This window comes from uncultured Bradyrhizobium sp. (genome assembly GCF_964252615.1).
Lineage (GTDB): Bacteria > Pseudomonadota > Alphaproteobacteria > Rhizobiales > Xanthobacteraceae > Bradyrhizobium.
On sequence record NZ_CAXUNQ010000001.1, the window covers coordinates 264,977 to 280,638 of the forward strand.

Genomic DNA, 15,662 nt, shown 5'->3' on the forward strand with positions numbered 1-15,662 from the left:
AGCACCCACGTCGTCCCCGCCTGCGCCAGGATATGCACCGGCGTCATTGCCGGGCTCGACCTACTGGATGCACACATCTCGCCGTCATTGCCGGGCTCGTCCCGGCAATCCATCCCCTTCGAAACGACTCTTCCGAAGATCGATGGATACGCGGGTCAAGCCCGCGTATGACGCGATATGTGCATACCCCAGCCTGCGCGGGAACGACCGAAGGGTGGCGAGAATTCTACTGCGCGTCTGCCGGCGGCGTCAGCAGATAGCCGAGGCCGCGCACGGTCTGGATAATATCGACGTCGAGCTTTTTGCGGATGCGGCCGACGAAGACTTCGATGGTGTTGCTGTCGCGGTCGAAATCCTGGTCGTAGAGATGCTCGACGAGTTCGGTGCGCGACACCACGCGTCCGGTATGATGCATCAGATAGGCCAGCAGCCGATACTCGTGCGAGGTCATCTTGACGGGATTGCCGGATACGCTGACGCGGCCGGTACGGGTATCCAGCGACACCGGCCCGCAGGTCAGTTCGGACTGGGCATGGCCGGCGGTGCGGCGCAGCAGCGCGCGGATGCGGGCGAGGACTTCCTCGAGGTGAAACGGCTTTGCCACGTAGTCGTCGGCGCCGGCGTCGAAGCCCTGCACCTTGTCGCTCCAGCGGTCGCGCGCGGTCAGGATCAGCACCGGCATCGCGCGCTTGTTGCGCCGCCATGCTTCCAGCACCGAGATGCCGTCCATCTTCGGCAGGCCGATGTCGAGCACCACGGCGTCGTAGGGTTCGCTGTCGCCGAGGAAGTGCCCCTCCTCGCCGTCGAAGGCGCGATCGACCACATAGCCGGCGTCGGTCAGCGCCGTGGTGAGCTGACGGTTGAGGTCGGGATCATCTTCAACGACGAGCAGGCGCAACAGGGGCTCCGCATTTGTTCGGCACGTTCGCCGCCACATGATGCTGGCGCGCGTGAATGCTCCATGAACAAACACTAACCCCGAACATTACCTTTTCTTCACCACCGCCTTGACCAGTTTTTCCAGCGCGCCGGGCGCGTCCTGGCCGGTGGCGGCGCTGACCTTCTCGCGGGTGCGGCCCGAGATATAGACGCCCAGCACGCCGAAGCGGAAGCCCCAATAGGCCACCAGCAGCGTGGTGGCGCCGACCAGCGCATTGATGGTTGCAATGTCGCCGGTCCAGAATTCGTGCACCAGCACGAGCCACAGCCCTGCGCATTCGGCCGTCAGCTCGAACGCATAGGCCGGCCGCCACCAGCGCTGCACCGGATCGCTGGAGGCGATTTCGGTGCGGATGGTGGCCTGCGTTTCAACGATCGCGGCGCGCTGGGTTTCAGCCTCGGCGCGGATCATTTCCGCCCATTGCGCTTCAGCCTCCGCGAGCTTCGCCGGATCGGCCGCCGGCAAGGCGGTCTGCACCGCCGCCGGGGTCGGCGTCACCGAGCCCACCGCCTTGGCGAGAATTTCACCGGCCACGCCGCCGAGCGGCCCGCCCAAGGCGGAGCCGAGCATCGGCGCACCGAGCGAGATCACCTGTTTTGCAAGATCGCCCCAGTCCATCACAGCGCTCCTTCGATTCGTTCGAACATGGTCAGTTCCTCCTGAATGCCGCGACGAACGCGGCGATGAATCGCGCGCGCAGGGACTGCGGCGCGGCCGATGGCGGCGATGGCGCGACCGGCGCCCGCGGACGCGCGGGTACCGGCGCGGGCGCAAGCACCACCGGCCCCTCGCCCAGCGCGCTCTTCCATTTCGCGAGCCAGGCCCGGCGCTGCGCCAGGCCGACGGTGCCGCCGTTCAACCGCCTCGTGACATTCGACACGTCATCGGCACTTGCAAACGGCAGGCATCCGCACAGGATAAAATCCGCCACGCCGCATTCGAGAAAATGCGCAGGATCGTTGACGAGATCGGGATGCCGGACGAGATCGAGCCCGACAGCGGCGGCCAGCCGCGCATAGCCTTCGCGCCCCGTGGTCTGCACCGCGCCGCGGCCGCGAAAATTCCAGCCGTCGTCGGAGCCGGCGGCATTGCCCATGCGGCCATTGTAGACCTTGTTGGCGAGCGCCCGCGCATTGCCGGCATAGGGTGCAGCGCCCGCCATGGTCGGAAACCGCGACGGCCATACCTGCATCATGCGGCCCGCGCTGTAATTCAGGTTCTCGACCACGTCATGCCCGGCGCCGCATTCGTGGCTGATCTGCGCCATGACGTGGGCGATCAGAAGCGGTGAGTTGATGCCGTGACGTTGGAACACCGTCGGCGCGCTGCTGGCGATGCCCGCACGCAGACCGGGAACCCTGGCGTCACCCGAGGGCCACAGGCGCCACAATGCCTCGCCGAAAGACGATTGCAACATGCTGAAACTCCGGGGAATGTCTTGAGCCGCTATCGCGATAAGTCGTAAGATCGGCCGGATTGAAAACGGGGAGTTTTAGTGGCCCATCTGTTTCCCGACGATGTCAGTTACGAAACCGAACCTGGCCCGCAACGCCGGCGCTGGATCCCGGTCGCTGTTGTCGCTGCGCTGGCCCTGTTCGGCATCGCTTCCGCTTTCGCATGGCGCGCCTATGGCGGCGTTGCGTTTCCATCAATGCCGTCGTTCTCGTTCGGAACCGGACCGCAAACGGCACCGGTCGCCGCCGCCGCCGACAAGCCTGTCGCGTTGAAGGACCTGCAAGCCATGCAGCAGCAACTCGCCGGCCCACTGCAATCGAACGCGCAACTGCTGGCGGCGCAACAGGCGGAGATCAAGCGGCTGTCCGACCAGGTGGCGGCGCTGGCGGCAAAAGTGGATACGCTGGAGCGTCCGCCGGCGCCGGCCCAGGCCGCGCTTCCGGCTTCGGCTCCGCCTGCGCCCACACCGGTTTCGCCGGCGCCGCGCAGGAAACCCGCCGCGCCGAAGCAACCGCCTCCCGCCATCTCGGTCGGCGGCGCGCCGTTGCCGCAGTCGACCCGCTGAGTTTGCCTGCTTCGGACCGGCCCGCGTTGCGATGAGGCCGGTCACCGCATCCGGGCTCACGCATATTCCCACACCATGACGTACCCATCGCCGCCGGCGCCGCCGGCCGCCGCGGCGTTGCCTGCGAATTGCGCGCTCGATGCGCCGGAGCCGCCGCCGCCATTGGCCCCGGGGTTGCCGGGAAAGGAACTGAACACCGACGCGCCGCCGCCTTGGCCGCCGCCCTGGCCGCTGACCGCCAGCGTACCGGCTGCGAAGGCGCTGTTCAGCATGCCCGGCCCGCCGCGCCGGTTGTGATCGCCGCCGGAACCGATACCGCCGGCACCTCCGGGCTGCACGACGCTGCTGCCGGTATTGCCGGCGCCCCCTGCGCCGCCGCTTGCCGAGCACCAGGCGCCGAAACTGGAAGTGCCGCCGGCGCCGCCATTGCCGCCGGTGTTGGCGCCCGCCGCCCCGCCGGCTCCGACCGTCACCGTCTCGGTCACGCCCGGCGAGGTGATGCGTTTGATGGCCACGCCGCCTTCGCCGCCGCCGGCGCCGCTGAGGTAGCCCGTCGCAGCACCCACGCCGCCGCCACCGCCGCCGCCGCCCTTGAGCTCGACGACCACCGATCTGGTGGCCGCGGCCCTGGTCCAGGTTGCCGACGAGGTCAAAACCGTCAGCGCCACAAGGTTGCCGGTCGCGCCGATCAGGTTGCGCGCGTCCGTTTTTGCAGCCGGCGTATAGCTCGCGCAGCGAACGACCCCGGAGGCGTAGCCGCGAAACACCGCAAAATCCCCGGCCGCGGTGACGATGCTGGCGCCGCCCGGCAGCACCAGCGAGGCGCCGTTGGTCAGCGTCAGCGCCGCGGTGAATCGGACCGCGCGTTCGTGGCCGTCGCCGAGCGTGATCGCCGTTATCGTCGTGGTGCCGGTGACATCGACGAGATTGCCGGTCGCGGCTTCCAGGTTGATCGTTGAGGCCGATGCAATGTCGGCGCCGCGGACCGAAAGGTTGTCGCGCGCGGTGATTCTTACCGCCACGTCGGACAGATTGCTGGCCGCCAGCAGGGTGCCCGGCACGGCCGGCCGCGCCATGGTCTGCCAGCGCGCCGCGGTGCCGTCATAGCGCAGCATTGCCGCCTGCTTGGCGGAGATGACGAGATCGCCGCCCAGGGTAAAGCGGTTCGCTGCCGTCGACGCCGCGCTCTCGTCCAACAGCGCGACCGGCTGGCCGCCGACATTGATGACGCTGATGATGCGCCCTTCCGCGCCGCCGGCAAGGCCGGAAATGCTGCGCGAGGCGTCCGACGATACTTGCAGCACGGACGCCGCGGCGGCGCCCGCGGGATTGTAGTCGTTTTGATTCGACGTGATCTGCGCCGGCGCGATCACGCCGGTCAGCGCAAGCCCGCGCGGCAATGCCAGATTGCCCGAACTCTGATCGATGCTGAAGGCGTCGATCCACGCCGATCCGTCGGCGGAAACTTTCAGCTTGAACGCGTCCGTGCCGACCAGGCCGAATTCGGCGCGTCCGGAAAAAGCGTCGGAGAAAACGACCGAGGCGGTTTTCAAAGCGCTTTCCTTGGAAATCTGCAGCCGCGCGTCGCCGCTGCCGCCGTTGGCGACGGCGATCGCGCTGAGCAGCGCCGCGTTGGATTTGACGCTGAGCAGGTTGGGAGAACTCGCGGTGGTGTTGATGCCGACATGCGTGGCGTTGTCCAGCGTCACCGGCAAGTCGCGCAGGTCGCGCCAATGCGCGCCGTCGAATACGAACACGATCGCGTCCGCCACCGACCAGATGCACCAGCCGGTCCTCGGCGTAAGAAACGCCCAGGCGCCGTCCTGCCAGGTCGCAATCGCATTGCCCTGCCCCGCCCACGCCCCGCTCGCCCCGGACGCGACCACATGGCGTTCGCCTTCGGCCGGCGACGGCGGCGGCGCGGTGCGCGTCAGATCCAGCACCGCGATCTGGATCGCCGCATCGAGAATGCGCAGCGCTTCATTATGCGTAACATGCTTCTGCGCCTGACCGCCTTCGATGAAAGGCAATCCGAGGTTGGGGGTGTCGGTCATGGTGTTAGTCCGATCATGGGGGGTCTTGCGCGGGCTTGACCCGCGATCGCAAGCCCTGCGTAAATCCGGTGGGCACCGCGCATGTGCGCCTTTGCCCACCCTGCGTCATCGCGTCAAACTCGGAGCGTGACGTCCGCCGCAAGCCCGGCGCCGACGGTGCTCGACAACTGCGCAACGCGAATATGCAGGCTGGTCTGCACCGCGCCAAAGTCCGCGAGCTCATCGGCGGCCGCATACACCGCCTGCGGCGACGTGCATGCGATCGTTCGTACTACCGCGCTACCGGAGACGATCTCCAGCGCGTACGCCTCCGTTTCTTCACCGAGCGGGACCTCGACACCCCATCCGTCGCCGTCGATCCGCGTGCGTCTGATCCAGGAGATGTGGATGCCGCCGCCGGCGCGAACCGCGGCGACATGCACCGGCGCCAGCGGTTTTAGCGCGGCGTCGCCGGGCGTCACCGTCAGCGCCACCGCGGTCGGATCGTCGTGAGCGCGGCCGGAAGCCACGATGCGCAACTGCATCGGCCGCGCCAGTGCGTCCAGTCCTTGCGCGACCGGAATCATGTGCGCGCCGAGCACCACGAACGGCGCGCCTGACGGCAGGGGACCGGCCATCGCACCCTCGCTGCCGGCCTGCCCGCGCAGCAAACGCGACAGTCGATAGGTCTGGCCGTCGACCAGTTCGGCATTGGCGAATTGCAGGATCTCCCAGCCGCCGTCGAGGTTCTGCACCGCCGCGGCGTTGCCGCCTTCGAGCACCCGCGCGTCCGGGATCGACGCCAGTGCGCCGCCGTAGAGTTTGACGCGCACCGAACTGGCGCGGTCCCAGCGCGCGCTCGGACCCGCCGGCAGTGCATCCAGCGTCTCGCCGATCACGCACGGTGCCGCGGCGACCGCGGCGACCTCGAAACTCGCGCCATCGGACGATTTCCAGATCGCCACCGAGCCCGGCCAGGGATTTGCGGTGACGGCCAGCCGCGTCAGCACGGCCGGCGTCGAGGCGTCGAGCGCCGGCAAATCCAGCACGGTCACCGCAACCGGCCCCAGCGCGGCCGGGATCGGCGGCACCTTCAGCCGCGGCGCCAGCAATGGCACGGAAAATACTTCCGGATCGATGCTGCGCGCCTTGACCTGCCGCGCCTCGGTGTCGATCAGGTCGCCGATCTCGAACAGCCGCCGCCGGCCGCTCAAGCTCAACGCGACCACGTCGCCGGGCGACAGCGCCAGCCGATCGATGCCGAGCGCGAACTCCGCGCTCTCCCGCCCCGCCCACAGATCCTGCAGCCAGATTTCCGCGCGCCGGGACGCTGCCGCATCATTGGTGACGACGGCGAGATCGGAATGCAGCGCGCGGCCGGCGCCGCCGACAAGTTTCCGCGAGGTCACGGCCGAACGGCGATAATCCGACAGCGCGTCGGTGAATCCGAGGCCGGCCTCGCGCGGCAGTTCGGTCTCCTGTCCGCGCGTCAGCCGCGCCAGCGTGCCGGAATCCGGCAGCACCAGATCATCTTCGGTGATCTCCGCGACCGCCGCGCCGCCGCGCTGGATGAAGCGCAGCGTGCCGTCCGCCGCGGTGGCGTCGAATGCATAGGCCATCGCCAGCGGCTCGATCATCGCGCGCGGCGCCATCGGCCGGTCCACCACATAGCCGTCGCAGCTTTCATGCAACGCGCTGGTATCGACGCCGCGCACCCCGGCGTCCTCGAGCAGCGATCCCACCAGAGCATCCAGCGGCGCGCCGCCGAGCCGGCCGGTGAGCCAGTGCCCGGTCTGCCAGTTCGACGCATCGTTCCAGACCGCCGATGCTGCGGGAAACACCGGATATGGCCGCGCATCCCAGGTCCACAGATGGATCGCCGAGACCTCGACCATGCGCCCGCCATAGACCGGCGACACCGGATTATGCGTATCGTCGGCGCCATAAGCCGGATCGAAAGCGCCGAGGAAAGCTTCGAGGGCGCGGCGCTGCATGAGGTCGTCGCGTGCGCCGCTGGAGAAATACGGCAGATGATTTTCCGAGGATTTCGGATCGGGAAACACGCTCGGCTGGTTGGCGCCCTTGTCGACCGCCGGGTAGCCGGCCTCGGTGAACCAGATCGGCTTGGAGCGCGGCACCCAAGCGGTCGGCGCCGCCAGTTCCGCATGCGCGACGCGCTCGCGGTGCGGATTGGACCACCAGTTCCAGATGTCCTTCTGCCGGAACACCCAGGCTTTGCCCAGCCCATCAGTGATGTCGGTGCGGGTTTGCGACGCACGCGCGGCATCGTCGGCATAATACCAGGCGTAGCCTTCGCCGGCGCTGACGTTGCCGCGGAGATAACCGAGCTCATAGGTCGAGGACGCAACGGCCAGGTCGCGATGCCCCGCTTCATCGCGCCAATCGGCCAGCGGCGCGTAATAATCGATGCCGACGGCACCGATCGCCGGCGAGGCCCACAACGGATCCAGCGGAAAACGCAGTTCCGACGCGTCGACCACGTCGGCGCCGTACTCGGTCCAGTCGGCGCCGTAGGTGACGAGCGTCGAGCCGCCGAGGATCGCCTTCACGTCCGCCGCCAGCGTCACCAGCGCATCGACCGCGGGATAGACGCCGGCGCCGGACCGCACCCGCGTCAGCGCCTTCAGTTCGGAGCCGATCAGGAATGCATCGACGCCGCCGGCCGAGGCGGCCAGACCGGCGTAATGCAGAATCATGCGGCGGTAATTCCATGTCCCTCCCGAGAAAAAGTTCGCCACCTGCGCCGCGGCGGCCGCCGTGCCCTGCGGCGAGCCCGGCCGCCCCGGCGCCGGATCGCAGGTAATGCGGCCGCGCCACGGATAGGCCGGCTGCGACGACGCGCCGGTCCATGGATCGGGCAGCGAATTGGCGGATGCAATATCCATCACCACAAACGGGTAGAAGGTGATCTTCAGCCCGCGCGCCTTCAGCTCGGCGATCAGATGCACCACGCTCAGGTCGGACGGCGTGCCGCCGAACGCCGGACGGCCGCCGGTCTGCGACACCAGAACCGCACCCGGCCGGGTCACGCCATCCACCGACCATGGCACGCCGTTGATGCCCTTTACGGCAACCTCGACCCTGGGCTGCAAGATGCAGTGGCCGCAGCGCAGGTCCGAACCGAACCACGCCACCACCAGCGCGACGCGTTCAAGATTCGGGCACACGCCCGACAGATCGTCGAGCGCGGCCTGTACATCCGAGGCGGCGCTCGACACGTGACGATTCTCCTGCACCGACGTACCCGGCGCGAGAATGTTCACGATCGCAGATGGCTCATAACCGAATTCGGTGGTGCCGGGAATCAGCGTCACGGCGCGCACCATGCGCTCGAGTTGTCCGACCGGCCGGATGATCTCGAACGACAGTTGCGGAATGCGATTGCCGAAATCGGCGAGCGGCAGCCGCTCGAACACCACATAGGCAAGCCCGCGATAGGCCGGTGAGTTGGCCGCGCCTTCCTTGGCGACGATCAGATCGTCCGGCACCTGGTCCTCGGTGCCGCGGTGAACGCGAATGGTTTTTGCGGTGAGATCGAGCAGCTTGCCGTCGGCCCAGATGCGCCCGACCGAGCCGATGACGCCTTCGCACAGGCCGACCGCGAAATTGCCGAAATAGGAATAGGTGGTGGTGGTCGTGCTCGGGCCGGACACGAGATGGCCCTTGCCGCCGGACGACGTCGTGCTGCTGGACGCCACTTCCTCGAGCTGCGTCGCCCAGATCACCTGCCCGGCGAGCCGCGCCCGGCCGTACACGCGCGGGATCGGCGCGCCTTCGGTCGACGCCATCACATCGAGGTCGGCGAGCCGCGGGCCGACCACGTTCTGGTCGCCGGGCCCGAACAGCTTTCGATCGATGATGTTGCCGACCAGCGCGCCTGCGATCCGCCCCGCGATCGCGCCCGCCGGACCGAACACCGCGCCGGCCGCGGCGCCCGCAACCGAGAGGATGAGGGCTGCCATCATGTTACTCCGGGAAAGGCAAACCCATAGGCCAGCCGCCGCCGCCACCATGGCGCGATGGCGACTTCGCAGACCGACGCGCCGTCATGGGCATGGATCATGGTGCTCGTGCTCGCGGCGATGGCGACATGCTTGGCGACAAATCCCTCGCGCCAGCGGAACAGCAGCACGTCGCCTGCGGCGAAATTCTCGCGGGCGACGGGAATGAGATGACGGAACGCGGCGTCGGCGAGCGACTCTTCGCCTTTGGCCTCGGCCCAGTCCGGCGCATAAGGCGGCGCCGGCTCCGGCTCATCGCCGACGCAGGCGCGCCAGACGCCGCGCACGAGGCCCAGGCAATCGCAGCCGACGCCCTTCAGCGAGGCCTGATGACGATAGCGCGTGCCGATCCAGCTTCGCGCTTCGGCGACGATGGATGCGCGGGTGAGCGGTGAGGTCATGGCGGCACCAAGCTCCCTGGTCGCGCCAAAAGACGTGGATGGCCGGGACAAGCCCGGCCATGACGACGCCGAGAGGCGCACCGACGGTTGAAACAGCGCGCTCCCTACCCGGCCAGCACCGGCGGCGATAACGACAATCCGTCGTTTCCGGGGGCGCCCTGCACCGGCGAGGCGAGCAGGAAATCATTGCCCGGTATCTGCGGAAAGCCGCGGAAATTGTCGGTATTGGCGAAGCGGGCGCGGCAGGTGGCGAAGCTCTTGTCGCAGCCGGCGGTCACCGTGAAAGTGTCGCCGATCGCGACTGCTTCCGGCATTGCCTGCCACAGCGTCAGCCGCGCGTCGCCGGCGACGAGACGATGCTGCTTTATCTCGATCGACAGGCCCGCATTGGCGCCGCTGCTCCATGTCAGCCGGCCGGCGTAAAACAGCGTATCGGCAAACCCGTCGAGGCCGGAGGCAACCAGGACCGAGCTGCCTTCGACGCTCGTCACCGCTCCCGCGCCGCGCAGCGCCGGATTGGCGAGATCGACCTTGCACCTCGCATCGCCGAGATCGGCGCCGCATCTGGCGGTATAGAGCCGCCCGCTCTCCTGCGACAACAGGTCGGCCAGTCCGCGCAGTTCGGCGGTGAAGGCCCGGCCTTCGCGCCTGACCTCGCCGAGCGTGCCGCGCGCGGTCAGTACGCTCAACGACGGATCGCTCCAGTCCACCAGCCAGGTTTCCACTTCCGCCGCATCGTAGCGCCCGGCGGCAAGATCGGCGTCGGTGAGGGAATCATCGGCAAGCGCGCCTGATATTTCCGCGCTGTCCACCGAGAGATCGAATCGGCTGGCCGCTTCCGACGAAGAAAACCCGGTGCCGGCGCGAAACGTCACGCCGCCGACGACGAGATCGCCATCATGATCGGTGAACCCCGCCACCACGCCGTCGCGCCGCGTCAGCTTCCAGCACCGCGCCAGCGTGGTGACGCCGGAATCGAGCTTTGTCTGCAGGGCGGAGGGGATGGGGCGCATCGATTCAACCTTTTCTGCTGTCGTGCCCCGCGAAGGCCGGGGCTATCGCATATGGCAACAAGCAATCTGGGTGCGCCCCTCGGCATCGTCATGGCCGGGTTGTCCCGGCCATCCACGTCTTTCGACGATCGGAAACAGACGTGGATGCCCGGCGCAAGGCCGGGCATGACGAGTTTGCGAGGCACGCCGAGTTTGCGAAGACGCCGCACTCTGTCGAGGATGCGAACATGCAAGGTCGCGTCTGCCTAGAAGGGCAATGTCGGGAAAGTTGCGCTCGATCGCCTCATCGCGAAAAAATCACAGCGCCGATTGTCTTTCCAGTTAATCGAATTCGTTTCTCATCTGCTGCCTGAATGTAAGGTAGGCGTCGAACTGCTCATCGTTTACCTCAAAAGAATCCCGCGACGGATCACCGATCGGTCGGGTCTTGTCGCGGCGACCGCCTTCCAGCGTCATAATATCGTCGAGAAACGACCGTTCGAGCAGAAAACGTTTTTTACCATGCACAGGCATCCGGCTTACAACGCCCTTGTGATAGATCTCGAGGATGAATGTCTCGTTGTCGCTCATGATCTCACCTTACCGGATAGGCGGTGTGGACACGCCAGCCTCTGGCCGATCCCGGATCGGTCTGAATAAAAACTTTGACGCTGAACGTGTTGCGTATAACCGGCTTGGCATGCCCGCGCCAGATAGGCTTCGTAGCCGGTCGGCGAAGAGAACCTCTTGTTGATTACAACTGCCGGTTTGCCATCCCGTCATACGCGGGCTTGACCCGCGTATCCATCGCTCTTCGGAAAGCATCTTTCGAAGCGGATGGATTGCCGGTCAGGCCCGGCAACGACGCCAGGGAGATATGCATACCCTGGCGCGAGGGCGGGGACGACAGCGGCGTTTCACACCTTGATCTCCACCAGCGGAATTTTCGGGATCGCGCCGGCGGCGAATGCCGACAGATCGACCTCGAGATAGTCGGTATCGAACCGCACCGGCACGTCGAACAGAAAGCCCGCGGTGATCGCCGCGCCGGCGGCGGGAATGTGGCCGCTCACAAACGTGACGCGGCCGGTCGCCGCATCGCAGTTGAACGCGGTGCCGGCAAGTTCACTGCCGCCAACCGCGACCCGCACGCTGCCATCCACCGGTTTTGCGATCTCGCGCGCATAGGGCGCAAAGCCCGCGCCATAGGTCTTCACCAGTTGGAACGTTGCAGTCGCACCGTCGCCGGTGCCGATGCCCTGGTCGAGCGGCGAGAGCGGCGCGCCCGCCGCGGCACTTGAATGATCCAGCCGGTCGCGCCAGCGGAAGCCGTAGAGCTGCCCGCGGCGCTCCTCGAAGAACGCCACCACCGCCTGCAGCGCCTGCAGCGACTTCACGCCATAGCCGGCGTCATAGCGCCGCCGCGAATGCGCCCAGCGCGCGTTGCGCGCCTCGCGCCCCGACCCGAAGGTGACGACTTCGGTGCGCCGCTCCGGCCCGCCCGCACTCTTCAGCGCGATGTCGAGCGGAAACAGGATTTCGTGGAAGGCGGGCATCGAGTGATATCCATTGCCGTCATGCGCGGGTCGTGTCCCGGGGCGCCGACTCTGCGGTCACCGCACGAGCGCTGCACCGCGTCAGGACACATTCACAAACTGCGCTGTCCCCGTGCCACCGCGCGCGCGAGCTGGCCGGTGATGTAGGTCTCGGAGCGGCGGAAGCTGTCGAGGTCCGGCGTGGCGATCTGCACATTGATGGTGTTGCCGCCGCCGCCCGACACGCCGAGCCTGCCGTCGGGGCCGCGCTTGAGCGGCATGATCGCTTCGGGTCCGGCTTCACCGGCAAGGCCCGTGCCGCCGCCGCTAAGCGGAAAATACGTCGGCGTGCCGATCACGCCGCCGGCTGCGAACGGCTTGATGGCGCCGGAGGCCGCGACCAGCGATGCGGATGCGCTGCCTCCTGCGCCACCTCCTGCGCTGCCGGTCAATCCCGACAGCAGGTTCGAAATGCCCGTCGTGAGCGACTTTTCCAGCGGCTTGAAGGCGAGGCGCACCGCAAGATCGGAGACGCGCAAGGCGAGCGACTTCAAGATGTCGTCGAACTGCTTGCCGCCGGTGACGGAAGCCGAAAATGCCTGCGTCATCGCGCGCGCAAATCCGCCGGCGCTGGCGGTGAGGTCCTTGGTCTTGAGCGTCAGGCCGTCGAGCGTGCTCGAGGTCGACAACAGGTCGGTGCCATCACTCATCGCTGCATATCCTCCCGCGCCATTGCCGGGTCACGCCATACCGGATGCACAGATCGCGTCATACGCGGGCTTGACCCGCGTATCCCGGCAATGATGATGGGATGTGTGCATCCGGCAGGGCCTGACCTAGCGATCCATGCACTTCTGTCAATCCTGCAAAGTCCGATGGATGCGCGGGTCGGGCCCGCACATGGCACCTGAAATGGGCTGCCCGGTATCCGGAAATGCCTGCATCAGCGCGTCGAGATCGCGGCGCGCGAGCGGCGAAGCCAGCCGGCCGCGCACGGCGATAATCGCCTGCGCGAGCTCCCGCGGCGTCATCTTCCAGAACGCATCGGGCGACAGATGCAGCACGCCGAATCCGAACTGCATCGCCTCGTCCCATGGAAACGGCTTGGTCACGGCGCCGGCGCCTCGAAGGTTGCGGCGAGCAGTTCGGCCGCGATCCGCACATAGCCGGCGGCGCCGCCCTCGACGGTCATGGTCGCGACCTCGTCATCGCTGACCGCCTCGCCGGCGCCGCGCAGGCCGGCGGCGATGATGCGCAGGAGGTCGCGCGCGGACAATCGCCCGGAGCCGAAGCGCTCGGCGAGCGCGACCAGGTCGCAGGTTTCGAACGCGGCCTCCAGTTCCGCCAGCGCCCCCAGCGTCAGCACCAGGGTGCGCCGCGCGCCGCCGAGCTCGGCGGCGATCTCGCCGCGGTGTCTGTTGGGCATGATGTTTTCCTCCTGACCCGCTCCCGTGTCCCGGGCGCGGTGCATTCCAAGGGATGCGAAGCATCGCCTTGGAATGCCGCTTCGCAGAACCGGGACCCCGCCTTGTTGGGTTCGCGGGCAACCGGGGCCCGGCTCCGCCGCGCACCGCTCCGCAAGAGCTACGCGCTACGCGGCGTCCGGGGCACGCATCACACTGCCGTAAATGTCAGCGCGCCGGCCGATTCCAGCGACAGGTCGAACGTCACCTCGCCATTATGCTCGCCGGCGAATTCCAGGCTGGAAATCTGGAACAGCCCCTCGATGACGCCGAAATCCGGCACGATCACCTGGGCGTTGTTGACGGCGCCGTCGAAGAACGATTGCCGCACCAGCGCGTCCGAGCTTGCGTCCTTGAACAGGCCGCGGCCGGAGATCGAGGCGCGGCGCACGCCGGCGCCGGCCAGCAGTTCGCGCCAGTGGTCCGCCGACTCCGCGTGCGTGATGTCGACCAGCTCGGCGTTGAAGGCGATCTTCCGGCTGCGCAGTCCCGCCACCGTGACGAAACCTGCGCCGCTGTCGATCTTCACCAGAAGATCCCTGCCTTTTTGCGCGCCCATCGGCGTCTCCTGTCAGTTCAAGGGTTCGGTGACGGCGCGAAACCGCACCAGCGCATGATAGGTGCGCCCGTCGGATTCGCGCCTGATGTCGGCGATGGAAAACCGCAAATTCACCAGCCGGTGGCCGTCGGGGTGAAGCGGCGCATCGTCGAGCGCGGCCAATAGCGCGCCGGCGATGACATGGGCCTGCCTGTGGCCGCCCTGCCGCGACCACGCATGCAGCGTCAGTTGATGTTCCTGCGTCGGGCTCTCGTCGGCGGAGGCATCCAGGATGCGCGCCTCGCCGAGCGTGACATAGGGGAAATCGGCATTGCGCGGCGGCTCGTCATAGATTCGCGCGCCGCCGAGCGCCAATGCGAGCGCGGTATCGGCGATCAGCGCGTCATGGATGGCGGAACGAAGTGCGACATGGGCGGATGGCATGGGAGTGTTTCCTTTACAGCGTCATGCGCGGGGTCGAGCCCGCGCATGACACTCTATTTCTGTTGCGCGCCTCTCACTCCACCCGCAGCTCCGCGTCGAGCGCGATGAAGCGGCGGTCGCCGGCGTCGCGGATCGCGGCGATGCGATAGATGCGCGCGCCGTCGACCAGGCGGTGCTGCAGGGTGAGGACGAAATTGCCGCGCATCACGATGCGGTATTTCACGCTCACGCCCTCGGCGCCGGCTTCGACGGCGTCGCCGCCTGCGCGCGACGGCAGCGGCGTCACCTCGGCCCAGGCCGTCGTCAGCGTCGCGTAGCTGCGCGTCACGCCGCCCTGCCCGTCGTCGGTCTCGACCGGCGCCTGGATCTGCAGCCGCGTCTTCAGCTTGCCCGGATCGGTCATAGCGACAGCATCCGGTACGGCGCGACCAGCGCGCCGACGCCGGCCGGCAGCATTGCGACATTGCCGCCGATCGCGGCAAGCCCGCGGTTCTCGTACCAATGCGCCACCAGCATGCGGATGGCGTGACGCAAGGCGTCCGGCACGTCGGCCGCGAGCGCGCCATAGCCAAGCTCGACGTCGAGCTCGATGCCGGCGGCCACGCGGCCGGGCCGCGGCAGCGTCCAGCACGGCGAGGCGATGATAGTGGCGGCGGCATCGACCACAAAGGTTGCGACGTCGATGCCGCGAGCGTTGCCCGCCGCATCGAACACCCGCGCCGCGATCACGCTGCGCAGCGGCCCCATGCGCGGATCGAACCGGCCGCCCGGCGGCCAGGCATCCAGCACGAAGCGCCAGCGCTGCACCAGCAGTGCGCGCCGGCTCAACGCCTCGACATGGCCGCGCGCGGCCGCGATCAGCGCGGCGATGACGGCGTCGTCGTCGTCATGCTCGACGCGCAGAAAGGCTTTCGCCTCCGCCACCGGCCACGGCTCGGCGGAGGGCGGGACAAGAAGGATGGCGGACATGATGACTGTTCCTGTTTCGCGAAACTGTTTCCACGTCGTCCTGGCAAAGGCGCGGCCCCATAACCGCCGTGTCGTTTCAGTTTGAGCGATGGCGCGGCGCGCTCGTGAGCAATCGCAACGCCGGCGGTTATGGGTCCCCGCCTTCGCGGGGACGACGCAGGTGCGCGTCGCGCCGCGCTTAATCCGGAATAATTACACTTCCGGAGCAGCCTGTTATCGCGTGGGGATGCACATTTTCAGCGTAGTCCCCGCGAAGGCGGGGGCCCCTAACCCGCGGGGTGTAGAGCAAAAAGAGGCGGTGGGAC

The 15,662-nt window shown here is 67.6% G+C and carries 17 protein-coding genes; 1 reads left to right on the forward strand and 16 read right to left on the reverse strand.

Annotation, left to right across the window (positions count from 1 at the left end):
- Positions 1–226: 226 nt before the first annotated feature.
- From ACFE72_RS01220 to ACFE72_RS01230, 3 genes are all read right to left on the reverse strand, one after another.
- A complete protein-coding gene (locus tag ACFE72_RS01220) occupies positions 227–898 on the reverse strand; it encodes a response regulator transcription factor (protein WP_375411217.1) in 672 nt (223 codons plus the stop codon).
- 87 nt (positions 899–985) lie between these two features.
- Positions 986–1,558: a 3TM-type holin gene (locus tag ACFE72_RS01225; RefSeq protein WP_375411218.1), complete on the reverse strand. Its 573-nt coding sequence runs from the start codon at positions 1,556–1,558 to the stop codon at positions 986–988.
- 31 nt (positions 1,559–1,589) lie between these two features.
- Positions 1,590–2,357: a glycoside hydrolase family 19 protein gene (locus tag ACFE72_RS01230; RefSeq protein WP_375411219.1), complete on the reverse strand. Its 768-nt coding sequence runs from the start codon at positions 2,355–2,357 to the stop codon at positions 1,590–1,592.
- Between the two features lie 78 nt (positions 2,358–2,435).
- Between ACFE72_RS01230 and ACFE72_RS01235 the strand changes: the two genes are divergently transcribed.
- Entirely contained in the window at positions 2,436–2,960 is a 525-nt protein-coding gene (locus tag ACFE72_RS01235; RefSeq protein ID WP_375411220.1) for a hypothetical protein, read from the forward strand.
- A gap of 56 nt (positions 2,961–3,016) precedes the next feature.
- Here ACFE72_RS01235 and ACFE72_RS01240 read toward each other — a convergent pair whose 3' ends face one another.
- The 13 genes from ACFE72_RS01240 to ACFE72_RS01300 all read right to left on the reverse strand — a co-directional run bounded on the left by ACFE72_RS01240 (position 3,017) and on the right by ACFE72_RS01300 (position 15,357).
- Positions 3,017–5,014, reverse strand: coding sequence for a DUF2793 domain-containing protein (locus ACFE72_RS01240; RefSeq protein WP_375411221.1), 1,998 nt, complete (start codon positions 5,012–5,014; stop codon positions 3,017–3,019).
- 113 nt (positions 5,015–5,127) lie between these two features.
- Entirely contained in the window at positions 5,128–8,976 is a 3,849-nt protein-coding gene (locus ACFE72_RS01245) for a glycoside hydrolase/phage tail family protein (RefSeq protein WP_375411222.1), read from the reverse strand.
- Positions 8,976–9,416 carry an NlpC/P60 family protein gene (locus ACFE72_RS01250; protein ID WP_375411223.1) on the reverse strand — a complete coding sequence of 147 codons (441 nt, stop codon included), beginning with the start codon at positions 9,414–9,416 and terminating at the stop codon, positions 8,976–8,978. The genes ACFE72_RS01245 and ACFE72_RS01250 overlap by 1 nt, the downstream gene beginning before the upstream one ends.
- A gap of 104 nt (positions 9,417–9,520) precedes the next feature.
- Complete coding sequence (locus ACFE72_RS01255; protein ID WP_375411224.1) at positions 9,521–10,429, reverse strand: DUF2163 domain-containing protein; 909 nt, start codon at positions 10,427–10,429, stop codon at positions 9,521–9,523.
- 321 nt (positions 10,430–10,750) lie between these two features.
- The gene (locus ACFE72_RS01260; protein ID WP_375411225.1) at positions 10,751–10,999 is read right to left on the reverse strand and encodes a hypothetical protein; all 249 of its coding nucleotides are present in this window, start codon (positions 10,997–10,999) and stop codon (positions 10,751–10,753) included.
- Between the two features lie 326 nt (positions 11,000–11,325).
- Positions 11,326–11,964, reverse strand: coding sequence for a TIGR02217 family protein (locus tag ACFE72_RS01265; protein WP_375411226.1), 639 nt, complete (start codon positions 11,962–11,964; stop codon positions 11,326–11,328).
- Between the two features lie 92 nt (positions 11,965–12,056).
- Positions 12,057–12,653 (reverse strand): phage tail tape measure protein, encoded by a 597-nt coding sequence (locus ACFE72_RS01270; RefSeq protein ID WP_375411227.1) that lies wholly within the window; start codon positions 12,651–12,653, stop codon positions 12,057–12,059.
- A gap of 147 nt (positions 12,654–12,800) precedes the next feature.
- Complete coding sequence (locus tag ACFE72_RS01275; RefSeq protein WP_375411228.1) at positions 12,801–13,055, reverse strand: rcc01693 family protein; 255 nt, start codon at positions 13,053–13,055, stop codon at positions 12,801–12,803.
- Positions 13,052–13,369 (reverse strand): gene transfer agent family protein, encoded by a 318-nt coding sequence (locus tag ACFE72_RS01280; protein WP_375411229.1) that lies wholly within the window; start codon positions 13,367–13,369, stop codon positions 13,052–13,054. Before ACFE72_RS01280 ends, ACFE72_RS01275 begins: the two co-directional genes overlap by 4 nt.
- A gap of 188 nt (positions 13,370–13,557) precedes the next feature.
- Positions 13,558–13,965 (reverse strand): phage major tail protein, TP901-1 family, encoded by a 408-nt coding sequence (locus ACFE72_RS01285; protein WP_375411230.1) that lies wholly within the window; start codon positions 13,963–13,965, stop codon positions 13,558–13,560.
- 12 nt (positions 13,966–13,977) lie between these two features.
- Positions 13,978–14,388 (reverse strand): DUF3168 domain-containing protein, encoded by a 411-nt coding sequence (locus tag ACFE72_RS01290; RefSeq protein ID WP_375411231.1) that lies wholly within the window; start codon positions 14,386–14,388, stop codon positions 13,978–13,980.
- Positions 14,389–14,461: 73 nt separating this feature from the next.
- Positions 14,462–14,791: a phage head closure protein gene (locus tag ACFE72_RS01295; protein ID WP_375411232.1), complete on the reverse strand. Its 330-nt coding sequence runs from the start codon at positions 14,789–14,791 to the stop codon at positions 14,462–14,464.
- Entirely contained in the window at positions 14,788–15,357 is a 570-nt protein-coding gene (locus ACFE72_RS01300; protein ID WP_375411233.1) for a head-tail connector protein, read from the reverse strand. The genes ACFE72_RS01295 and ACFE72_RS01300 overlap by 4 nt, the downstream gene beginning before the upstream one ends.
- Between the last annotated feature and the right edge of the window lie 305 nt (positions 15,358–15,662).